This window comes from Arthrobacter pascens, assembly GCF_030816475.1.
Taxonomy (GTDB): Bacteria; Actinomycetota; Actinomycetes; order Actinomycetales; family Micrococcaceae; genus Arthrobacter; species Arthrobacter pascens_B.
This window is the reverse complement of record NZ_JAUSXF010000001.1, coordinates 1,753,547-1,775,969: the sequence shown is the minus strand read 5'-3', so window position 1 is coordinate 1,775,969 and position 22,423 is coordinate 1,753,547. Positions and strand designations below refer to the sequence as shown.

19 protein-coding genes are annotated in these 22,423 nt (G+C 60.0%); 10 read left to right on the top strand and 9 right to left on the bottom strand.

Features of this window, described 5'->3' with window-relative positions; all coding sequences use genetic code 11:
* Positions 1–508 precede the first annotated feature (508 nt).
* Positions 509–1,180: a hypothetical protein gene (locus tag QFZ40_RS08160; protein ID WP_306903789.1), complete on the bottom strand. Its 672-nt coding sequence runs from the start codon at positions 1,178–1,180 to the stop codon at positions 509–511.
* Between the two features lie 294 nt (positions 1,181–1,474).
* Between QFZ40_RS08160 and QFZ40_RS08155 the strand changes: the two genes are divergently transcribed.
* Positions 1,475–2,215, top strand: coding sequence for a hypothetical protein (locus QFZ40_RS08155; protein WP_306903788.1), 741 nt, complete (start codon positions 1,475–1,477; stop codon positions 2,213–2,215).
* A gap of 171 nt (positions 2,216–2,386) precedes the next feature.
* Here the strand turns inward: QFZ40_RS08155 and QFZ40_RS08150 are convergent, their stop codons facing one another.
* The 4 genes from QFZ40_RS08150 to QFZ40_RS08135 form a co-directional block, all read right to left on the bottom strand.
* Positions 2,387–4,531, bottom strand: a complete 2,145-nt coding sequence (locus QFZ40_RS08150) for a zinc-ribbon domain-containing protein (RefSeq protein WP_306903787.1) — start codon at positions 4,529–4,531, stop codon at positions 2,387–2,389.
* Positions 4,521–5,549 carry an ATP-binding protein gene (locus QFZ40_RS08145; protein ID WP_306903786.1) on the bottom strand — a complete coding sequence of 343 codons (1,029 nt, stop codon included), beginning with the start codon at positions 5,547–5,549 and terminating at the stop codon, positions 4,521–4,523. Before QFZ40_RS08145 ends, QFZ40_RS08150 begins: the two co-directional genes overlap by 11 nt.
* Before the next feature lie 104 nt (positions 5,550–5,653).
* Positions 5,654–7,705 carry a Mu transposase C-terminal domain-containing protein gene (locus tag QFZ40_RS08140; protein WP_306903785.1) on the bottom strand — a complete coding sequence of 684 codons (2,052 nt, stop codon included), beginning with the start codon at positions 7,703–7,705 and terminating at the stop codon, positions 5,654–5,656.
* A complete protein-coding gene (locus QFZ40_RS08135; RefSeq protein WP_306903784.1) occupies positions 7,677–8,486 on the bottom strand; it encodes a TnsA-like heteromeric transposase endonuclease subunit in 810 nt (269 codons plus the stop codon). The genes QFZ40_RS08140 and QFZ40_RS08135 overlap by 29 nt, the downstream gene beginning before the upstream one ends.
* A gap of 328 nt (positions 8,487–8,814) precedes the next feature.
* Between QFZ40_RS08135 and QFZ40_RS08130 the strand changes: the two genes are divergently transcribed.
* The 3 genes from QFZ40_RS08130 to QFZ40_RS08120 all read left to right on the top strand — a co-directional run bounded on the left by QFZ40_RS08130 (position 8,815) and on the right by QFZ40_RS08120 (position 11,545).
* Positions 8,815–9,282, top strand: coding sequence for a hypothetical protein (locus QFZ40_RS08130; RefSeq protein ID WP_306903783.1), 468 nt, complete (start codon positions 8,815–8,817; stop codon positions 9,280–9,282).
* Between the two features lie 311 nt (positions 9,283–9,593).
* On the top strand, positions 9,594–10,367 hold the full coding sequence (locus QFZ40_RS08125) for a metallophosphoesterase (protein WP_306903782.1): 774 nt from the start codon (positions 9,594–9,596) through the stop codon (positions 10,365–10,367).
* Positions 10,368–11,038: 671 nt separating this feature from the next.
* Positions 11,039–11,545, top strand: a complete 507-nt coding sequence (locus QFZ40_RS08120) for a hypothetical protein (protein WP_306903781.1) — start codon at positions 11,039–11,041, stop codon at positions 11,543–11,545.
* Positions 11,546–11,612: 67 nt separating this feature from the next.
* Here QFZ40_RS08120 and QFZ40_RS08115 read toward each other — a convergent pair whose 3' ends face one another.
* Positions 11,613–11,927 (bottom strand): hypothetical protein, encoded by a 315-nt coding sequence (locus tag QFZ40_RS08115; RefSeq protein ID WP_306903780.1) that lies wholly within the window; start codon positions 11,925–11,927, stop codon positions 11,613–11,615.
* 185 nt (positions 11,928–12,112) lie between these two features.
* Between QFZ40_RS08115 and QFZ40_RS08110 the strand changes: the two genes are divergently transcribed.
* Positions 12,113–12,289, top strand: a complete 177-nt coding sequence (locus QFZ40_RS08110) for a hypothetical protein (protein WP_306903779.1) — start codon at positions 12,113–12,115, stop codon at positions 12,287–12,289.
* Between the two features lie 546 nt (positions 12,290–12,835).
* Here QFZ40_RS08110 and QFZ40_RS08105 read toward each other — a convergent pair.
* Positions 12,836–13,375 carry a hypothetical protein gene (locus QFZ40_RS08105; RefSeq protein WP_306903778.1) on the bottom strand — a complete coding sequence of 180 codons (540 nt, stop codon included), beginning with the start codon at positions 13,373–13,375 and terminating at the stop codon, positions 12,836–12,838.
* A 322-nt stretch (positions 13,376–13,697) separates the two neighbouring features.
* Here QFZ40_RS08105 and QFZ40_RS08100 point away from each other — a divergent pair, with 322 nt between their 5' ends.
* Positions 13,698–14,501: a competence protein CoiA family protein gene (locus QFZ40_RS08100; protein ID WP_306903776.1), complete on the top strand. Its 804-nt coding sequence runs from the start codon at positions 13,698–13,700 to the stop codon at positions 14,499–14,501.
* Positions 14,502–14,696: 195 nt separating this feature from the next.
* On the opposite strand, the gene QFZ40_RS08095 is transcribed toward QFZ40_RS08100, so the two are convergent.
* Both QFZ40_RS08095 and QFZ40_RS08090 read right to left on the bottom strand, forming a co-directional pair.
* Positions 14,697–15,041, bottom strand: a complete 345-nt coding sequence (locus QFZ40_RS08095) for a hypothetical protein (RefSeq protein ID WP_306903774.1) — start codon at positions 15,039–15,041, stop codon at positions 14,697–14,699.
* Between the two features lie 323 nt (positions 15,042–15,364).
* Positions 15,365–15,643 (bottom strand): hypothetical protein, encoded by a 279-nt coding sequence (locus tag QFZ40_RS08090; RefSeq protein ID WP_306903773.1) that lies wholly within the window; start codon positions 15,641–15,643, stop codon positions 15,365–15,367.
* Positions 15,644–15,828: 185 nt separating this feature from the next.
* Here QFZ40_RS08090 and QFZ40_RS08085 point away from each other — a divergent pair, with 185 nt between their 5' ends.
* From QFZ40_RS08085 to QFZ40_RS08070, 4 genes are all read left to right on the top strand, one after another.
* Positions 15,829–16,566 carry a vWA domain-containing protein gene (locus QFZ40_RS08085; RefSeq protein ID WP_306903772.1) on the top strand — a complete coding sequence of 246 codons (738 nt, stop codon included), beginning with the start codon at positions 15,829–15,831 and terminating at the stop codon, positions 16,564–16,566.
* Positions 16,563–17,579, top strand: a complete 1,017-nt coding sequence (locus QFZ40_RS08080; protein ID WP_306903771.1) for a protein phosphatase 2C domain-containing protein — start codon at positions 16,563–16,565, stop codon at positions 17,577–17,579. Before QFZ40_RS08085 ends, QFZ40_RS08080 begins: the two co-directional genes overlap by 4 nt.
* On the top strand, positions 17,573–18,436 hold the full coding sequence (locus tag QFZ40_RS08075; protein ID WP_306903770.1) for a hypothetical protein: 864 nt from the start codon (positions 17,573–17,575) through the stop codon (positions 18,434–18,436). The genes QFZ40_RS08080 and QFZ40_RS08075 overlap by 7 nt, the downstream gene beginning before the upstream one ends.
* A gap of 67 nt (positions 18,437–18,503) precedes the next feature.
* Complete coding sequence (locus tag QFZ40_RS08070) at positions 18,504–21,824, top strand: NACHT domain-containing protein (protein ID WP_306903769.1); 3,321 nt, start codon at positions 18,504–18,506, stop codon at positions 21,822–21,824.
* The last annotated feature ends 599 nt before the right edge of the window (positions 21,825–22,423 follow it).

Here is a 22,423-nt window from a genome sequence, read left to right as displayed (position 1 = left end):
CGCAACGCCGGCCTAGCTCCAGTGCAAATCGTCGGCGTCCACCTCGCCTTCGAAGGTATGTTCAATTTAGGCCTTTTGCCGTCGCTGGACCTCACGAATGACTATCGGTATGACGGGCCTGACTTGAAAATGACGTTAGCAAACGGGCATCAGGCAGCATGGAGATTTGATGCGATAGCAGCTATGAAACGTCAGTTCGGAGAGAACTTCGACGGGCCTGCAATGCCGGATCTCTTCGGTAGGCAGGTAACATTACGCCACGCGATCAAGCGGCGGTTGGGTCGATGTTTATTCCGCTTTCTTTCCTGTGGTTTGGGATTGTAGCTGTTATCGACCTCGGTAACGGGGGCCAAGTGGTCAGTTCGCCGATGCATAGGCTCACTTGGGTAATCATACGAAGTTATTTGCGCAGCATCACTACTAAGTCTGACGCACCCTGAAGACGTAGCCCTTTGGTGTCGGCCTATAGAAACATAAGATCTTGGCATCCAGCTTGTCCGGTGAGCATCTATTTACCCTGGGTCCCCACACCGTCGGACCCTTCAGGACTATCGTCGGGCTCAATGGTCCCTTCAATGATTCGAGGATTACTTCTATCCAAGCGGTCATAAATATCATCGGTCGTCCGAAAAAGGCTATTGAAGAGTGCAATCTTCCGCTCCATGTCAAGTCCCTCAGTCCGTTGATTGAAAGGAGACTCTGGATCACTGAAGACTTCCCGCATAAATGAGTAGTCGGCCTCGTGGTTTTTACGGCGAGCCGCGTGCTCTTCAGTCTTATGCATCTCTCTCTCATGCTGAACAGATTGCCGACGTCGAAGGCGCTCGATTGGATCAAAAAGAATCCTGAGCTCCCTGATTGCCTTACTAATTCCGCTCAGCTCCAGGTTGAATGAATCACCGGAAACCAACTGCTGAACCCGTAAGCGATCTTCCTCCCATATGACCGACCTGAACTCCGCGTTCGCCTCCGCCTGAAATGCAGGCGCACCGTCCCCGAGAATCGTGAGAAGGTCGCTTGGCGTGATCTTTGGATTGTTGGGGTCGTTTATCATCAAGGCCACCACAGCGAGGTTGTAAGCGTACTCGCAGGTTATAAGCACCTCATTGACCCATTCAACCGTCGTAAAGGTCCTGCCGGAAAAGTGTACGGTCACATGTTGGATGTCATCGCTGGCCATCTGCAAGTCCCTTCAAGTTCACTGCGCAGGTAGGGATCAGGCTACAGCAGGCCTGCCTCCACACACTGGTTTCGCTGGGAATGCTTAAGCCGTCCTCACCCTGAAAACACTCCTTAAGGTTCTTCACCTAGTGAATGGTGTATGGACGCGCCGGCATGCCTTCCCAATTCGGGGAACGTCCGTCGAACTGGCTTGCAAGATCCGAAGTGCACCCCCGTACAACATCTCGCGCCATAGCCGTCCCCAGCGCGATGACGCCCTTACGATGTAGGAAGCATCGACGAAGGAGTGCCTGTGAGTACTGCCCAGTTGGATCCGGCCGAGGTTCACGCTGTGATCATCGCCGTGAAGGAACTTGGACCGGAGCCGCGCAAGGCACGCTGGGCTCATCTATCGCTCTGCGTTCTCGATGCCACATTTTCCATCGGTCTCGACTACGACGCCGTGGTCTCCCCGTTGGTTTTCCGCTACGCCGAATTCGCTAAGCTGTCCCCGGTCATTTTTCGTGGGCCAGAGTTGGAGACGAAACTGAGCCCCCGACCAAACGAGCAGACGCTGACCGACTTTCTTTGCTCCATTCACGACTTCACCGATGCGTACCTGGCCGACAAAGTCCTACGCAGCAACACCCGAACGTCCACAACCAACGGCATCCTGAAGAGTGCGGCAACTCGACAAATCGCTGAAGCCCTAGTTGGCGAAGGAATCCAGACCCTAAGCGATGTCAAGACGCTGCTGTCCGATTCCCAGACCGAGCGACTGGCCAAGGTTGAGAAACGGATTAAGGCCGTCAAGGGAAGCGGGAACCAAGGCATCCGCACGGGTTACATCTGGATGACCGCAGGCGATGACAATCACGTAAAGCCGGACCGCCACGTCCTCAAGTGGCTGCAGAACGTCCTTGGACGAAAAGTAACCGTGACCGAAGCGCGGAACTTACTCCAGGAAACGGCAACAACATTGCAATTGACACCCTGGGTCGTAGACCACGCCATATGGAACCACATGGCACGCACTCGCCCTAACAAGCCTTGACGACGTCCAGCCCGGCATCGGCCCGGCATGAAGCGCTGCGCCGTCCCCGGCCCAGGCGATAGCCCAACCGGACCCGCGTGGTTCTCTCCGATCTGCACAGGTTTCCCGCTGCCACGGAACCCATACCAAGAAGACTTGGCCCTGGGCCTCGTCCTGTCAGGGCGTACTGCCTCACTCTTGCGAAGCTAAACCCGCCTTCTGTGCCCGGGTGTTGGGGTGCTGATCCAATCCGTCAGTACCCGACAGCACCGCGACCCCGTGCTTTAAGTCGGCGGGCACAACTGAGCTGGCGGCCGCCTTTCGCGTGTCCCAACCGTTACGACCGCGCTTAAACTTTCGCGCAGGAGCGACTCGCTCTTCTGGGGAGCATTCGGTGCAGCCGCCGGTCCGGCGGCGGTTCGCCACTTTGGACGACTGTGTGTGTCCGTGGGCGCACGTCCAGTAACGCTTGATGTTGCCCCGGACCGTTTGCGATGCTCCCAGGCCATTGAGCGCCGTGTCCCAGTCCTTGGCAAGGTCCGGTTCTTTGGTTGTCAGGTCGTTGTATCCAGATACGAGGAGCCGTCCTGTGTCTGCCGGGCAGGTCTGCCAAGTGCAGTTCGTCCGGTACCTGATTGTTGCGGTGAACTCGTGGCCGTCCGGACATTGCCACCAAAACATGTTTCCGTTCGAGGTTCTAACCATTTCCGGTTTAATTGCGCCGTTCTTCGTGGGGTGCCACCAAGCGGCCACATCCGGCCGTCGTGTAGCCAGGTCGTTTAGACCGGCAACAAGAACAGTACCTGCGCACTCCTTGCACCGGCCACCGGTTCTGACCAAACGCGCCGGCGTAGAACTGAACGAATGTCCGTTGGGGCAGACCAGATAGATCTTTACCTTGTTGTTCCCCGCAGAAACGTCGGTGGGCTTCGGGTTTTCAGGCGCATCGTGGTCCCACATGAGGACCTCTTGAGGATTGGTGGTCGCCAGGTCATTCAATCCGGCCCGGAGCGCCTTGCCGGCGCAGAACGGACAGCCAGTTCCCCGCAGAGTCCGGTTGGTGATGTAAGCCTCGTAGGGGTGGCCCTTCGCACAGATCCACGCGACCTTTCGGTCTGATCCTGGTGTCACCATGTATGGAGAAAGGTCGCCGTTAGCCACACCGTCCCATTCGGATGCCACGCGGGGCATGAGGTCACCGAGCGAATTCAGTCCGGCTACTGCTCGTGAGCCGGAGCAGATGGCGCAGTGGAAATCCTCGTCCTTGAACCTTCGGGCATGGCTCCTGTAGGTGCTCTGGATGTGCCCGCCAACGCAGATGAATTTCTCCGGGACGCTCGGATCAGACTGGGCAACGACATACCTGTCAGACCATCCTCCGTCGCCGACGCGCCCCTTGTCACTAAGGCAGTCCAAGGACCTGCTGAAGGGCTCAAGCGGAAACGACACTTGGCTGAAGTTGATTGTGTCCGGCGGGATAATGAGCGGGGTAAACCGCTCCACCGCCGCTTGGCCGAGTTTGGTGGTCCGGATCCAGGAAAAGGTCGGGCGGATGAGCAGCCACATCTGGTCGATAACCGGACTCTCCGCCCTTGGATATTTTTCCGCCACAACGGACGCCAGGGTGGCGTGCGCCTCACGGAAGGTCAGACGCGGGTCAAAGATACGGGTGAGGACGTCGGGGGTGGTCAGTGTCCCGACAAGGGCCGCGACCAGTGCGGCTTCGGAAGGCGATTGAATTACGGACCGAATGCCATGGCCAAGCCTGCTGGAGCGGGCGGCGATTGTGCGTGCACGGTCGACGCGGCCGATAACCTCATCAACCAAGCGTCGGTGCGCAGTTCCCTGGTTCATCACCCGGTCCAGGAAGTCCGCCGCCTCGAAGACGTCGGGCGCGACCTGTTGCATGAAGCCGTCGCCGGGCTGCCCTAGTTCAAAAGGCTTCAGTCCTGCTCGTGCGATTGACGGGCCTGTCCAGCACCGGTGGGTGGGGCACACTAGTCGCCCACCTCCGGCATCCAATTCGATTCCTGGTTCTCCCGTGCAGAGCGAACATGCGTTTTCGATGACGTCACGGCATCGGTATCGGCGTTCAAAGGTTCCCTCCGGGATGCCTGTCATTTGCTCGCAGAGGATAGCCAGCCTCCGTTGCGCCCGGTCGTTATTCATGCCCTTCCGGCGAATGGCCATTTCCCTGCTGCGAGCCAGTGACCACTCGTAACCGGGGTCCACGCCGATGCGCAATTCCAGCCTGGCAGCATAACTGATCAGGGCCTCGCCGGGGATGTACCGGGGCGCCAGGCCGGGAGCGAGGGTACCGAGACGACTAGCGTGCATCGGTCGCCGCCTCAGGTTTCACTGCACGTGAGGACTTCGCCCGGCGGGTCGCCCTGGCAGAAGCAGCAGCCCTCGTCCGGGTTCGTTCCAGTTTGGCCCGGATATGTTGCTCGGTTGCCAGGTTCACCAGGGTTCCCTGCAGCTTCTCCAGGGTGATCGTTTCCTGGGTGTGGTCCCCTAGCCCGATCAATTGCCGGGATGCCTGGGTCGCCATCAAATTAAGAGCTTGGACGCTGCCGCCGCAGGCTTCGTAGAGTTGTCCAGCTATGGGCTCCATCTCGTCTCGTGTAGCCCCGTATAACGGCAGGGCGTCAGCCATGGCGCCGACCAGTCCTTTCCAGCGGCCCTTCCAGTTCACCGAGCGTTTGCCATAGTCCGCGACTTCAGCGCGGATGAAGCGATTGGCGACCTGGAGGCCTCTGGTGCGGCTCATGATGCTGGTCTTCTCCACATTGATACCTGCGAGGATGAAGTTCGCCTTCGTGTCGTCCACCAGGCGCCGCACGGCGTCAGCTGCACGCTTCGCGAATGGGCCGCCGTTCTCCAGATTCTGCACCTCGTCGATGACGAACACCTGAATGCCGGAATTGGCGATTCCTGCCAGCACGATCTTCCGCATGACAGGATCACTGTCCCTGGGCTTGCATTCAACGCCCAGATACCCGGCAATCTCCATATAAACACTTTTTGGTGTGCCACTGTCGGGGACGCAAATGTAGGCCACCGGACAACAGCGATTCTCGACGATGCAGGTGGGGTCGTGGGCCAGATAGGCGGTGAGCACCTCCCGAAGTACTGAGTGCAGGGCGGTCGTTTTCCCGCGCCCCGCGGCGGCCGAGGCGAAGACCCCGTATCCACCCGTCGGTTTCCCGTGATTGAGTCGCATCACTGTCTCAAGGGTTTTCGTGATGTTCTGGACGGTCTCGTTTTCGACAACGATGTTGTCGGACAGGAATTCCAAACGGGCGGAGTCGTATTTCTGCCTCGCGGAGGGTGTCATGGACAACAGTTCGGCCACCGGGACGAGGTCGAATCCAACTCCGCGGCCTTGGAGGAATTGTATGTAGCCGGCCCAATTTGTGATGTCCGGTCCGTTGGGGTCTCTAAATTCGAACTCTGTGGTCATTTGGTGTCGCCACTATCCGTATCCCGGTCAACGATGAAGGGGTTCATCGGGTAGCCCTCCACATCGTCCCAGTTATCCTCGTCCGCGCCCGCCTCGGGCGTCAGGTCGGTGCGCGTGGCAGGTCCGCCCATGTTCTGCACTTCGGCGAGGTGCTCGGCCAGGTCTGCGGCTGCCTTGTGTTTCTCTTCGCGTCGGATTCTGTCGACTTCCCGCTGGATGAACGAGCCGGAGATTTCAGATGCTTGGGCGCCGGGGATGGCGTAGCCCTCATTCAGCATCTCCTCGGCGATGCGCCAATAACCGGACAGGTGAGGGTCGTCGAATCTGGACTCCTTCAGGTAGCACGTGATGTACCGGTCCTGTGTGGGGACATACATCCAGATTTGCCGGGGGTCAGAGGGCCGGAAATGGATCTCCCACTCGCCGCCGTCTTTTCCCAACTTGCTGTCGCCGGAGGTTTGCATCCGCAACTCTGCGAGATCCTCGGAGTCGTATTGGCGGCAGTTGAATTCGATACCGTCTTTCTGGAGAGTTCGGTGATCCACCGGAAGGAGCGAAATGTAATCGCCCTTCGCCAGGGCCAGCGGTACGTGTCCGACGAACGGGAACATACTGGCGTACATCACGTTGGGGCTCACTGGCTTTGCGGAGGGGTGCAGCGGATCGCAGAGCTCATCCAATGGCTGGTTCTGCCACACCTGGACGATCCACCGGTTGAGCAGAATGATGAGGTTTTCAATGTCGAGAACACCCTCCGTATCCACGTTTTTTCCGCGATGCGCGCTGTCGCCTCCGGTGAAACCTGGGAGATAGCAAATGAACTGGTCCTTCAGCGTCTCGAAGAACCGCTCGACCATGCCTTTGTCCGTCGGTGATGCGGTGGCCGAGCGCGTGATGATGATCCCAAGTTGCCGGCAGGCGGATTCGAAGACCCGGCTCCTGAAGTCCCTCCCGTTGTCGGTCACGATCCGGAAGATCCGGATAACTGGCCGGCGCGTCTCCCATCTGGCCGCCGCGTCGTCGTCCAGCAGTGCCGCCCACGGCAGGCCCTTGCCTTTCAGCACCCACGGGTTGAACAATTCCTCGCTGCCGGGACGCGCTTCGGCGGGTGTCATGGCCTGTGCCAAGAGGTAGGCGTGGTCCGCTCCCGTGCCGGATGCCTGGACACTGAGGGCCAGAATAGTCCGGGTTGCCTTGTCCATCATTACGGTCAATGTGAACGAGCCAATGGTGCCGTCCGGCTTGCGGGCGCGCACGTCGTACCTGGACGAATCGATCTGGACCTCGCTGCCGGGCATGATGGCTGTCATGCCCTGGAAGATCCAGTCCGGTGCGTTACTGCCGGTCCTGCGGCGCTTGGCTCCCCCGCTCAGTTCGCGGCCTTTCGTTTTCTCCTTGATGGCGGCGACAAGGCGGTCACGTCCCGGGATGGGGAAATCCCTGGTTGGGAGCTCCTGAACTAGGAGAATTACCTTTGTCGCCTGGGCCTTCAGGGAAATGCTGGACTTGTTCATCTGGTCGTCGATCATGTCGTCGATGCAGGCAAGGACAGCATGGTGGATATTGTCCAGAGGATGGTGCTTTCTCATGGTGCGTTTGTCCAGGATGCCCGCGGGTCCATGGCTCTTGTACTCCGCAACGTAGCGTTCGAGCGTGCGTTTTCCGACCTCGATCCCGGCATCATTGAGCTGCCTTACCATCAGCTCGAGTCGTTGCCCCTGGTTGGTCAGTTCCGGAACGTAGCCTGCACGGTAGTGGTCGGCCCCATCGGGCTTGCCGTAGATAATCTCCTGGACTCGGGGTACCAACAGTCGCAGTCTTTCCCGTTCGTTGTGACCGCCGGCCTCCAGTTTGCCGGTCTCAGCCAAGGACCGATCGAACAAAAGAGGGACCTTCGTCAGCTTGCTGATTTCCGACAGCGACATGTTCTTCATCGCGCCGGTCCCGATGTTGCGGAGCGCGAACACATTGTCGGCAACGGACACGACCTCCCACCGTCCGTCCTCAAAAGTCAGGATGTCATTGGGTCCGATGGCACGTTGCTGCACGGTCGCCCCCAACCCAAAGCTTGGTGTCGAGGGTGAGCGGCCGTCTGTGGTCATAACAGATGCCCTGACGGAACATCAGGTGGTAGATCGCCGGCATGTGAAACGCCGGGTGCTCGGCATCCAACTGCGTAGCAGAGTGCGCCAGGGTCCGGGGCGTTACCAGATAGTTGAGTAAGACTTCCTCATGCCCCGGCGCGGGGTGCATGTCTTCCGCCCTGAAGCAGGCCAACCACTCCAGGTTTTTCCACTCTAGTCCCGCAATGCCATGCAGGACGACATGCCGCCAACCTTGCACGCTACAAGCGTCGGTCGTCTTGGCGAACGTCTTTCTGACCGCGTCGTCAATGCTGTCTAGGGACTTGACGTCATACACAGTTCGGGTTCCGTCTGCGTGCACTGCAAATGCGTCCGGGTAATGCCTCGTATTGTCCTTAAACGACAGACAGAACGGCTGCGTTGCGATGGAATCTATTTCTTCCGTATGTTCCAGCAATACGAGGCAGCGCAACTCCTCCATCGATTCGTACCACAGGAAGTCTCCCGTTGAGATGAACGGATACATCCCCTCGTAGTTCCGGCGGTGCTTGTAGTTGTACCCACGCCTGCACAACGGAAACGTGGACGGGTCGATGTCGCTCATCCGCTTGTCCAGAATTACTCCTCGGCCATTCACTTTGCTTTCCCGCCACAGCAGCACTGCGTGGCCGTACTTATTGTTGAAGTTCCGGAAGGGGTCGCTCTGATTCTTGCTAAGCATCAAATTCAGATCGCTAGCGGCCACTGGTGCCCTCCTGCTGCTGGCCGCTGCCAGCGGCCCCAGGTGTGCCTAAGACGTTGAGATCGGCCGCAGGGGCGAGCCATGCATTCCGACATACACGACAATCATGCGATCTCGTTCTTCACCCGCGGACCTCGCCGCGATGCGGAAGCCCGGCACGGCACTGCTCCTATGAAAGCCCGGCACGTTTTGGAAGCCCACAGTTCGTGTCAGCCCGGTCAGCCTCCCTACCCAATCTACTCAGCCTTTTAGTCCCAAAGCAAGGGTCTAAAAGGCTGAATTCTTCTCATGACGCGAGCGAGTTCCCGGGAATGGGGACTAAAATCAGACCATGAGCGACCCCCGGTTCCAGCCCCGTCTTATGGCCGCTCCGCCGGACCGCCACCACTTCGGAAAAGTTGTCAGGATCTCGTGGCTCGAAGGCAGCACAGATTTGGAAGAAAAACGGATCGCCACTGCGCGCCTGCAACATGCCCTTGCCGTAAAGATCATGGCAACGCTCCGAGACAAGGGACTGAACATCCGCAGCTACGCAGAGCTTGCCGGCGTCAGCTATGACCGAATGGCCAAGGTCCTTCGAGGCGAAGCGTTGATGCGACTCGAGGACGTTGCGGACGCCGATCGGCTTCTGGGCTCGATCGTGCCCCCACTTATGGATCATCGTGCGCTGCCAATACCCGAGCCAGTCGGAGTCGAGCCAATAATCGATACCATCTTGCGTCACCGGGAGATCTCCGAACTCCTGAGAGAGTTTGTGGCGGCGGAACTCAAATCGATTAAAGCCGCACACACCGACTAGCCGCGCTCAGTCAAATCCGATGGCCATATTCCTGAGCAGTCCGGGAGATCGATAGACAGTTCTCCTAACGCGCACGCTTCCGTTCGGGGAGGGGAAAACCTGCGGAGCGAGTGCCAGAACCGACTCGCTGATGGCCGAGTGCAGTGCTCCCGGGCAAGTTCTGCCACGCGTGCTGGGAAGGAAAGCAGCGTCGAGCCAGGAGGTTGGGTGAGTCGCGCTGCTCCGCCGGGCAAAGTAGAGTTATGGTCCCACCTCGTGCACCCATACCGGGCCGGGCGACACCTCACTGCAGATATACGTATGCTGGGACAATGGCTGCTCTCAATCCCCTTGCAGTATTTGGTGATTGGCATGGGGCCGCTGGCTGGGCTCTGGCCGCCATAAGGTCAGCTGCCCGCGAAGGCGTCCATACGGCCGTCCACGTCGGGGACTTTGGACTTGATTGGCCTGGGGCCAAGCGGGGACGGTACGAAGCCAAGCTGAACAAGTACCTGATCGATCTTGGGATCACGCTTGTCGTCTCCGGGGGCAACCACGACAACTGGGACACGTTGGAGAAGCTCGCCGTCGACAACGACGGATTGGGAACGATCCGGTCCAATATCCGGGTCCTCCCGCGAGGCGGCCGAACCATGATTGAGGGCCTTGCTGTCGGCGGCTTGGGCGGCGCGTTCAGTGTCGACTACGAGCACAGGACCGTCGGGAAGGACTGGTGGCCCAATGAAGAACCCACCCGTGAGGAAGCGGACGCGCTCATCGACCGCGGTCCCCTGGACATCTTGATTACGCATGATGCGCCGGCAGGAGTCCCGCTGACGGGAGACTTCCGACTCAGCCCGGAACTGACTGAGAAGGCGAACAAAACCCGGGATCTCCTGCAAGAGGTCGTTGATTCGCTGGCTGTTCCCCATGTCTTCTGTGGCCATTGGCATCAGAGGCGCAAATATGAGCTGAGCCATGTGAATGGCTTAGTCACAAGAGTAGACGTGCTCAATATGGAGAACTCGCGTCACGGGAATGGGATCCTCGTGTGGCCTGGCCAAGTCCCGCTGCGGATTGAACCGCTGGAAATTCGGAACACTTAGGGGCCTGCTTCCCCACGTTTTCTATCCTAAAGTAGCAAGCATGGACGCGGCCGAGTGGGCGCCCGAGTTGGCGTACTCCCTCGCCAATGGGCCAGGGACTCCGTCCCTGCTGACGGTCGCTACGTGCTCCGGACCTGCTGCTAGCAGAGAAGTCATCGAGACGGCCAAACGAGTAGTGGGCGAAGCGGGATGGACAGTCTATGAGTTGGTCGCCCGTGAGGTAGACCCGGACCCGTCCCTGCTGCGTGAGAACGGCTTCCTGATTCTTCGGGACGTTCGCCAACCGTTGTCCCCATCGGTGCCAGTTCTCATCGGCGCTCATCAACTTCTTATCCGTCGGAATCTCCCGGTCGGTCTGCTCATCGTAGGGTCTCCCGCCGGAATCAAAGCCCTGCGTAGAGATCCCGGCCTAGGTTTTCTAAGCCGCGCCGAGTGGGTGGTACAGAACTAGCGAGAATTGGCCTCCGGTTCAATCGAGTCCACATGTCCTCGACATCACGAAACCATCCGGAACCAAATCATGCTCGAGCTATGTGCTGTCGGAGCGTCCGCCCGCTACTAGACTCACGTCCCTAACGACTACATCCCTACCCTCAAAACGACCTCGCCTGTGGTGCGGACCGATTCCATAGACCCTTCGGAGCCATGAACTGGGCGCCTATGCTGGTCTTGTGAACCTGATACCGTCACCGAGCCGTATCGACATCATCCTTCATGAGTCGCACGCCGCGTGGTGGCAGATCGTTGCCGCCGTTGGACCGTTCGTCGTCATCCTCGGAGCCGTCCTCTTCGCTGCGATGGGCTGGCTCCGGCCGTGGGGTCTGAAGCCAAAGGCCGGAAGCCAGTCAGACTGGTGGCCGCGAGCAAGATGGGCGTTGGAAGCCACCCTGGACGATGACCCGAAGCGACGTGAAGTCGGTCTCACTGCTTTGAAACTCCTCAACGAAAGCAGTCTTTCCGGCACGGAGGAGAGCGTGATTATCGCCGAAGCCTGGAAGGAACCACTCCGCGAAGCGAGGACGATGGTCTCCTCATCCGAAACGATGGCCGCTGACAGGACTGGCCCCAAGGAGGACCGGGTCATCGTTCGAGCCGCCCGCCTTCGGCTTTCGACTGACCAGAAGCAAGGGATCGAGAGCCCTTCGTGGGTGAAGGAAATCGCACAGCGTCCCCTCTGACCCGAGGGACCGCAGAGCCCTGCCCGACCACGAGTATGCGCAGGTCACCAACGACGAATGGGAAGCATTAGAGGAACACTTCGACAAACGCAAGGTCGAACTCGGTGCCTGCGGCAGGCCCTACTGCACCCCGTGCGCACACGAACACGCCTGCGTCCGCTGCCCCACGCTGCACGTGGAACCGCGGATGATCCTCCGGCTGGACGAACTCGAAGCGGATCTGATCGTACGACGGGAACGAGCCGAGAAGGAAAGATGGAAGGGCGAAGTAGACGGACTGGAACTCACCCTGGGACACCTCCGAGACAAACGCGGCCGCGCAATGCGACTGCAGAGACAAAGCCCCTGCTGAGTACAGGCCCGGCCATTCGAGGACGCTCACCGCCCCGGCGTAGTCGGCGTTCGGTCCCGCACACTCTCGAAACCGGTAGAGGGGGAGCTCATGAATTCACGTGGCATAGGCCTGGTCATAGGAGATAAACCTGGTGCGAGGGGACTTCGGCCTCTAATGGCACGGACATCAGGAATGCTGGCAGAACGATCCAAGGGTCGGCAGGCTCGGAACCGATGATCGAGCCACTCACAATAACCTTCACCCTGACCTACGTCGGCACCCTTGGAGTGGCCATGGCAATGTTCCTCGGCCAGATCATCGCGTTCACAGCCATGCTGGTTCTTGCCGGAACTCTCGTCCTCCTTACCCACGGCGCCCGACTAATCATGCGTCGCCGACCCGGTCCCTGAATGTCTGCCACACACACTGAACGAGCGGAACATTATGTCCCAGTTCCTTGGAACCGGGACACCTTGGGTGAGTGAACCGACCCGTTACCCGACGACGCCGCCAACAAACAGGCGGCATGATCCCCGGGACGGTTCAAGAAGCTTCGCCTCAGGTTTCGTTTGAGCTTTCTTTGCTGTTTTCACCGAGGGTGTCCAAACCCTGAGACGCCGGCCATCTGCACACAGTCCCCGGGATCGTTCGCCATTGACGACATTGACGAGCAAAAAGAGGGTGCACCCCTGTCGGAGTGCGCCCTTGCTGGCTAATTCATGTCAACAGGAACTGCTTAGCTTTCATCCCCACAGCCGGGGCACGGCTTGCCAGAAACCTTACTTGAATCGCACTTTGAACATTTGACAGACTCAGCCATATCCCACTCCTTTTTGCCGTGACCCACCGGCCGCTGTTTTCGCCGCCTTGCATCAAATTACATTGTGGGACTCCGGTTTGGAACCCTTTCATGTCAATTGGGCCACGCTCACGTGGGCGCCCCACATAGGTTCTTCCTATTCGCCAGATACCTGGCGCTCGTAACTTTCCAGAAGCTGAAACAATTTTTCATCAAGGCCGACGTGGCGCACATGATGCTGATCGTATCCCTTTAGCGCAGGCCAAACGTCTGAGGGGACCTCCGTTCGTGGCTCAAGCAGTTCGAGCTTCCCCTGATATTTCTTGTCCAATGACGACCTCAAGAAGGCGATTACCGCTATGCCATCTGTAAGGACGACGGCCTTGTAGGAGGGTCTGGGCATTTGCGCATCGCGCACGATCACCGCATGGTTGTAGGGAATGCTGTCAACGACCCAACCGAGGAGACCTGTGGAAGTCCAGGTGGTTCGCCCGAACCACGTCTTCCTCAAAACGCCCAACGGTTGAGGAGGATAACCGATTCGCTGGGCTCGCTCCACAAATTCGTTGAGCATGGAATGCCGCATCGCTGCGAACGCGAGCTTTGTGGGGCGAGCCGATAGTGCCCGAACAACTGCCTCTTCCTCACGACGGTCAAAAAAGTCCCGGCGCTCTCTGGCCGAGTCGAAGTGTGACATGCGAGCACAATAGCAGCAGAGCGCAGAAGAGGAAGCGATTCTCCACCATGTTGTGCGGTGTTAATGACGGTCGAACGGCTCACTTTTCGACCAGCGCTGACATGTGGATGACAGTGAGCCGATCAACGTAGAAGCTTAAATGTCGGCCCGTCGGCTCATACTGTCTTCATGGTCGAAGTACGTCCCCTCTCCCCGCGCAACTGGGAGCCCTCCGACCCTCTGATCGCGTACAACAACGCGGACGGACAGGTTGTCGCCGCCGACGCGATGAGCCGCGGGCTCGTACTACGACCGCTACGGGTACCAGGGCTCCAAGGAGATCGTGTGCATCGACTGCAAGCAGGATGGCCGCGACGTTCCGGTCATCCTCGTCGCGCCCGAGAAGAGGCTTCTGCACTTTCGCCACCAGCAGGGGGAGGCACCCGACGGGCTGGGAAGGCACGGGGAGACTGCTGAGCACTTGCGCGGCAAGCAACTCATCACGGACTGGGCCGGAGATCAGCACCACGTCCTCCCGTGGTCCGTCGAAGAAGAGTTCTGGGTGACCGGTCTCCGACTGCGGAGCGATGTGAAGGCGACTCTCGCCAGCGGCGAGCAGCTCGCATTCGAGGTCCAGCGCAAGCCGATGGAAGGCAAGGATTGGGACCGTCGCCACGGCGGGTATGAAAGAGGGGGAGTCCGCGACGTTTGGCTGTGGTCCCCGGACGTTCCCGATCTGGTCCTCGATTTGCCCCTGACGAGCGTCGTCCTCGATATGGAACATGAGTCGATAGGGATCCTCGTCGCGAACTACCCCAATAGATACCGTCACCCCACCGCAGAGAAGCATATGCGCGCCCCCACCCACTACGGGTCCGCCCCGCTGCCGGAGTGGAGCATCTCGGCCTCAGGCGCCTTAGTGCCGCCACGCGGTCTGGCCGAGTACATCGGGGAGAAGCCCGAGCCGGCCCGGCTAGCACAGCTCAGGGCGCATCGGGAGAGAGCGACGAGGCGGCCCGAAGCCGCCTCGCGTCGGCCGCCCGAAACCCCCTCGCAGCAGCAGGACTCACCCGGCCTTTACGAGACCAACGACAAAGAGAAGCAGCGCATCAACGATGCCGTCGCACGCATCTTCGGCAGGGGTTAAACGTCTGGGTACTAAGGAAATGGAAGGACGTTCCACTTCCTTGGAACCGGGACAGTCTCCGCCGTTCTGGATGTCATTTTTCCGCGGTCGAAAATCGCCGTCGCTGCCCTCGCCTGGGGTTGGCTGCTTCTCCTTGTCTCAGCGATTTGACGCTCTTTCCCGCTGTTTAGATCGACAGCGTCTGCAGCACTTACCTCAAAGGGAGGGTGTACGTCCGACCATCATGTATAGCCAACGGATCAGGCAGATCCCGCCGATGATCAGGAGGATGCCGGCGACAATACCCCAAGGCAGCATCTCGTTGGTGCAGTCAGCACGGATATTTCCAATTCCTGTCGCATCACGCATGTTCATACGGACAATGTCAGGACGCAGCGGCGCACCGCACTCAAAATAGAACCTGGGCCCGGTTGCGTTTTGGGTAACCACCGAGTGGTCCGTAAGGGCCAAGACGAGCCCAATAATCACCCCCGCCAGACCAATCAAAAGGGCTGTCAGTCGAAATTGCGGCGTATTCGTGGTCGAACTCTCCCCAGCCATGGTTCATTAAATCACGTCCCTTCTTTGCTCGAACGGAATACACAGCTCCGACTGTCCCATTTCCTTGAAAATGAGACACTGCGCCTTGGGACCCGGCCCGTTTCGAACCCGGCCCTCCACGTACGACGAGCCAGCGTCAACGACAATTGATGCGAAGGCTGCGGCGGCCCGTGATTTCGCCAAAGGCCAGTTCCGCCCGGCCTCCCGCACCCAGCAGAGGCAGCCCCCGCGCATGGCAGCCGGGACGGAATCAAGTCCTCCCGTGATGCCCAACGTGGCAACGCGGAGAACGAACCGGAGGATCATTCCTTTGCCCGCGCTTCCTACCGGTATTCGGAGAGCTGGCGTTCGAGTCCGCGGATGGCGACGAGCGTCTTTTCTGCCTCGTCCGTGCTGCGCTTGGCGTCGCGGCGGGCCGCGTCGGCTTGGCGGTCGCAGGCAGCAGCGTGCTCGTAGGCCCTGGTGGGGTCTTTGGGATTGTTGCGTTCCCGGGCCGCTTGGTCGGCTTTGGCGTGTGCCTCTTGTGCAGCGCTGAGGTACTCGCGGCGGATGGCCTCGAGTTCGGCCTTCCGGTGCTGGAGGCGCTTTTTGTCTTCGCCCATCGGTTTTTCCTTTCGTTCAAACCTGCCTCTTGTCGGCCGGGGTTGAAAGCGACTCTTCCATGTGGGGATTGTTCGGGGGAGAGGGGCTGAGGGGGTTTGAGGCCCTGTGACACCCTCGTCCTCCGAATGTTGGAGTTGGGTCGTCACCGGTTATCAGAAAGCCGGTTCGTGAAAGGAAAATGGTGATGACTCAGGAAACGACAGCGTTTAGGGCGGCGCAGGATTCCGCGGTTGCGGCGATTGTGCCGATCCTCCTACTGCTCGATGTCAGCGGATCGATGGAATCGGGTCCCGGGGACGTGCCTCCTATTGATGCGGTGAACATGGGCGTCGAGTCTCTGATAACCACGCTAAAGGTTCACCCCGAGGCGGCCGACTGCGCGCTAGTGGGAATTGCGAAATTCTCCGGCACGGCAGAGATGGTGCTGCCCTTCACCCACATCAGCACCGCTGCTGCTCCTCCTAGGCTGCATACCGAGAGTTCCACGGAGTTCGGCAACGCCTTCAGGCTTTGCCGCTTTGAGCTCGAGGCGATGGTGACAGCCCAGAAGGCCACTGGAGCGACGGTGTACCGGCCGACGGTGTATATGATCACCGACGGCGAGCCGACCGACACCGGGTGGGAGGCAGAGCTGGACGCTCTCAGCACCAGCACGTACGCTCCGAACATCTGCGTCTTCGGAGTCGCCGGGGCCACCGAGGCAACGCTGCGCAAGATCGCCCGGCGCGACAGGGGTCACGTGTGGCTGGCAGATCAGGGCACCGACCCTGCCGCGGTCTTCGGCGCCCTGTTCCCGGCCCTGGTGCGAAGCGTCATGCTCTCCGCTTCGGCTGCGGCGACGGCGGGTACCGGTGCTCCCGCCGCGGTCCCGTCACCGATCCCGGCGACCATCCCGGGCATGACGACGCTGGACCCGATGTGAGCGGGGTCCGTAGCAACACGGTGGCGGCCGGGGAGCACTCCGGCCGCGCTCGGATCCTTCCACGCATCTTCGGGAAGCCCTCCGCCGTCCCGACGGTGCCTCTGTCGCTCGCACGCAGTTCTCTGGGCCAGCATGCCATCGTCGCCGACACGGGGACCCTCGCTGGCGGTCAGGTCGCGATGTGCGCTGCGAGCATCCAGGGCCTATCCCACCAGTCGGGGGCCGCCACGCGCCAGGACAGTTATGCTTTCTCCACCGAGCCCGGCCGGATCGCAGTGGCGGTGGCAGACGGTCTGGGATCCGCTCCTCTGTCGCACGTGGGCTCCGAGACGGCAGCACGGACGGCGGTCACGGTCGCCGCAGCCGGCGGCAATGCCTCGGAGGTCGCAGCAGCTGTTTCGGCCGCCCTCCAGCTCGCGGCTGACCGCCAAGCCCAGCCGGTGGAGCTCTTCGCCACAACACTCGGTGTGCTGCTCATCGACATCGGGGAGGACGATGGGCCTTGGCAGGTGCAGCTCGCCGAATGGGGAGATACCCGCGCCTCGGTGTACCGCCCCGGAAGGGTCAAAGACGGGCATCCCGACTGGGAGCGGCTGACCTCCGAGGACGTGAACGAGCTGTACGCCAATTCCGTCCGGCCGCTTCCCCAGTACCGAAAACCACGCGCCGGGGGCAGCTACTTGTGGATGCCTGGAGAGATGCTCATGCTCGCAACCGACGGCATCGACAGCCACCTGGTCTCCACGAACCCGGTAGGGCACGGTCTGGCGACCGCCTGGGAGTCGATGCCGACGATCTGGCAGTTCATCGCCGACGTAGGCTTCGATCGGGCCGGTGCCCGCGACGATCGTACAGCCTTCTGCCTCTTCAGAGCCGCACCGGCCAAACCGACAGGCACCGAGGAGGACGGCCGCATGCGCCCGGGCGTCGGCACTACGCCGGCAGTCCCTGCCGAGGTCACGCCGGAGGGCCCCTCCCGGCGCAGCAAAGAAGGAGGACACCCCCAGTGCTGACTCTGCGTCCAGGGACGACGGTTCGCTACTCGGCCCTTGCCTTCCGGTCCCTGCCCGCCGCCGCGGCGACGCAGGGACTGGAAGGCACGGTCGTGGCGTGCTCGAACACCCCCTACCTGTGCAAGCTGCTGGCCCAGCCCCTGACCCCGCACGACACCGATGCCCTGCAGTCTCTCATCGACTTCCGCGAGTGGGCCGTCCGTGGGTCGGACCGGGAAATCCTGCGGACCTTCTTTAGCTGGCCGCTCCACCGGGTCATCGATGACGCTTCCGGCATCACCGTGGGAGTGCTCATCCCGCGGGCCGAGCTTCGCTTCTACTATGAGCACGGGGGCGCCTACCACTTGCGCGAGGGACAGCATCTGCCCCGCCCCGAAAGCGCCGCGGGAAACTTCTCCCTTCGGGAACGGCTCGCGGTCCTGCGCGACTTCGCACAGGCGATGGATGTCCTCGCCCGTCACAGGTACGTGTACGGGGACATCAACTCGCGCAACCTCGCTTTCAGCCCCGACGGGATACCGGCGGTGTTCCTGCTCGACTGCGACGGGATCCGCCGAGAAGGAGATCCAACGCTCAAGCCCAGATACCAGCCCCGGTGGTCAGACCCCTACAGTCCTGGGATCAATACCTTGGCCACAGACCGATACCTACTGGCTTTGTGGATCCTGCGTGTCCTCTCAGCGTCCATGGCCCAGCCTGCCGCAGGCACAGTTCCTGACTGGCGGCAGGCCCTCATTCCGCTCGCAACCCACACACAGCTGCAACAGCTGCTCAATGACGGGCTCGGGAAACCAGGCGGCCGCCCGGAACCTCTCGAATACCTGCCCATCCTCACCCGCCTGCATCAAGTGGCGTAATCTGCTGCCCGCGGTGTGCAAGGGGTCTTTCAACGGTTTCCAGGCCTGCTGCTGGCATACTTCGGCTATGGGCATGGGGAGGAATGGCACCGAGTCGGTTAGGGGTTCTGCGATCCGACCGAACGAGGCCGAGCAATTCATGGCGTCATTGATTGTCTGCCACGGCGGGGCGATCGAGGAGCTGAGGAAGGGGGGCCGAAGAAAGTCGCAGGACGTTTCCCTCGCCGACCTATGGGTACCGAGCGCAAGCGCCATCGCCGTCATCGTAATCGCCGGACGAGAAGATCTCCCACTCGCAGATGCAATTGCGTTGACGCGGATCGTCGACGGCAAGCACGCGAAGTTCACGAAGGCTATGGAGAATATCGCGCAGGACATCGCGGCCACCCTGAAGGGGGACAAGCCTTTCGGAGAGGACTGGATTCTCCAGCTGTGCAGGGGGCTCCGCGCCGGAGAGCGGGAAACTGATGCACTGTGCAGTTTCGGCACGGTTCTGAGCAGCGGGCCTGCGACCGTTGAAGGGCTGCGACGGGCGATACGCGATGCCGAAAGGTCGAGGAACAGTCTCCTTGACACATACCTCCTCGATGCCGCAGAAACGTTGCGGGAGCTCCCTGTCCACTATCCAGCGCATCTGGACGTGCTCCGGCTGGCCGGTGTCTTGCGGGCCGGCGAGGTGCTCCAGAAGTCCATGCTTGACCAGGCGCGGAACGAGGGGCTCTATTCCGACGGCGCCCCGGCGTTGGGAGATCTCCACCCGGCACTGAAGCTCGCTGCGGAGCACCCCCGGTGCATCCTCCTCGCCGATCCCGGACAGGGAAAGACAACGGTCCTGCAGGCCCTGGTCCTGGACCACGTGATCAATGACCAGAAGCCGGCGCTCTTCATGCGGCTCGACGATCTGGGCAGGATCGCCTCCGAGCGTCCGCCGACGAGTCTCCAGGATGCAGCCGAGGCGGTCATCCTCGCTTCAGACCTGCGCCTGAACTTCTTTTGCCCCCATGAGGCCAGAGCGGCTCTAGCCTCACAGATCACCGACAATCCGGACTTCCTGCTCGCTTTCGACGGGCTGGACGAGGTCTCCCTTCCGGAACGTCGAGCGGCAGTCGAACGAGTACTGCACATCCTCGCCCGATCAGCGGCAGGGAGCATCACACTTTCATCGCGGTACGCCGGCTACGTGAGGCCTCCGTTCATCGACATCGAGCTCGGGCTCGGACCCATGGAAGATCCAGAAGCGTTCGTCGGCGACTGGTTCAGCGCAGGCCAGCCCGGGAAAAACCGTGCCCTGGAAGCAATCCGGTCCGCCAAGTTCGCCGATCTGTCGAGCATCCCGCTCCTGGCAGGCTTCATTTGCTATGTGGCCGAAACCGAGCAGGTAAGCAACACCAAATACGGTGTCTACACCCAGTACATCGCGCTGTTCCTTGCCCAGAAATGGAAACCGAGACAACTCTGGCGCAGCAGCGCCAAGATATTGGAGAGAGAGCGGATCGCCACAGAGCTCGCCTGGTTCATGGGCACCCGTCCAGACTCCACCCCCAGCAACCAAGCAGCGGGGGGCCTCCCGCAGCCTTCATTGGCCCTCACCATCTCGATAGGAGACTGGGGGCGACAGAGTAACGTCTCCGACGAGATGGCCAGCTTCGTAGAGCACGACGGACTCCTCGTGCCTCACGAAAGCAAGCTCTCATCCTCGAATGATCTCGCCCAGCCGTATCGGTGGATCCACCGCACCATTCAGGAACACCTGACCGGCCGTGCCTTGGGCGAGCTTGTCGAGAAGAATCCCGACACCGCTCGCCGCTACATCAGGTCCGCCCTCCTACGCCCAACCTGGACCGTGATCCTCGAACACGCCGCCGAGCGGATTAACGAGCGAGGCACTCTTCCGCGGGTCATAGACGACCTCCTTGACTTCGTGGATGAAGGAGACGTGGATGACACACTCCTCCGAGCAGCGGCTTCACTGCTCACGCACTGCGACACTACCCACCGCCGCAATGAAGTAATTGCACGACTGGTCGATAACGGACTTTTTCACAGTGCTTTTATGCTGGACCCAACGCTTCTTCGCGAGCACCTGGAAATGACTATCAATAATATGCAATTCGAAGACCTCGAGCACCTGTCCTACAACATAGAATCATGGATAGATGCGGAAGCTTTTGACGAAAAGTGGATGCCCATCCTCATGGAATTAGACAAGATGGGCTTGGCCAAGGCAGCATACTTAGGCGCGATGGCAAAATTGGATCAAAACACCGCCGAGAAACAAGCCATTGATTTATTAATAGCCGACCCTTTCAAGAACACGCCGTATCGGTTCAACCATGTATTCCAGAATGCCAGCACTGAGGCGATCACCTCACTCCTGGAAGCAGCCAAGAAAAGCGCAAACGATTACCCCCGGCAACACGAGTTCCTGGCAGCAGCCCAATATGCAAAACATCCAAGCTTTCGCGACTTGGTTCGGGCCACCTTTGAACTCCACCAACAGCCCCACGAAGCACTTCTGTACTTCGCTGATCCACATGCTCAAGTTCCATGGGATCTCCTCGACCTCCCCGCGGACGTAATCTCCGCCTCGCTCCATAACCCCCAGACGCCTCCTGAGATCGCATCTGCGGTCGCCAGATTCTGTCCTCCAGCAGCGCTCGAACCTTTTCGAGCTCTCTCGCCCTGGGCTCGTATCGGGGCTTGGGCAAGACCTCCGGAAATCAACGGACGACCGGACTTTCCCTCCGGCTGGAGCGCTACGCGCGCCAACGAAGCCCTCGCACGGCTGTTGGGAGGCGAAAAAGATGCCCCCGGTCTCACAGTCGAGCAAATTGAGGAATACCACATCGCGGTTCAATGGGGCATGCAACATCCCGGCCAGGTTCAAGGGATAACGCTGCTGGAAGTCGTGAGGCTCAACGACAATGATCTATACCCCCGGTATTGGTGGATGGGCGGAATAGGCTGGTTACCTTATGAAGTAGGACTTATGCCCACTTCCTTTATCATTCAAACACTCAGGGACGCAATATCGGACTCCTACGATTGGACCTTCCCCTTAACATTCATGATGAGCAAAGTCGTAAGTGAGCGTTCCTTTGACGAAATGAATGAAGTTCTATCGGCGTTACTAACTTTGGCAGGCAAACATCCCGATAAAGGAGATATGCCGGTCCGAGGATGGTATTCGCCACAAAATGATGAACAGGCAACCACATGGGCGCTCCGATTCCTGGACTTCGCCGCAGCGCATGCGGAATCAAAACAATTGGCCTCAAGGGCGATCAAGACCGCAGTGTCATGGCTTCATTCACATGGCACGCTGCCAACCCACTGGGCCCAATGCATCGCCATCCATCGGGCAACCCATTCATCGGGCAATCCGTAAATATGGTGCTGGCATCCGCAAATTTCAACGCCCCGATGTGTGAGCGGATTTTGGGGTACTCCGCGTGGTCTAACCAGCGAACGAAGACGCCGTCGTCGTGGCGCGCCTGCCAAATATCCGCCAAGGGGGCGTCTGAGCCGTCGCTCTTCAGGATCATGTGGTGGTCGAGGAAACCGCCAGCTTCGTCACACCAAGGAATCCACATGTCGCAACATCCGGCCGGATCGCCATTCGGGAGTGTGCCCTTATCGCGCCAGATCGTCCGGTCTGTGTCTGCCGAACAAGTGTTGCATCGCCAATCGGGATGTTCAGTGTTGGTCAAGATAAGCGTCTGTTTCCACATGTTCGTATAACTCACGATGGCAGTAATGGCCATTGGAGGCCCCCTCCGCTTGTTCTGGACTGTGGCTCCGCAAGTGCTGCAAGTTTGGACCGTTTTGGTGGGCTTGTCTATGGCGCTCCAAGAGCACTGCGATCAACCCCCGCGACACGCTTTGCCGACTCTAGATAAACAATTGTTAAGCTACGAAAAATGTAGAAGCGGAATTGTTAATCTGCGGCCGGACTGGACTCTAGGTGTCCAATGCGCCCGCAGATCA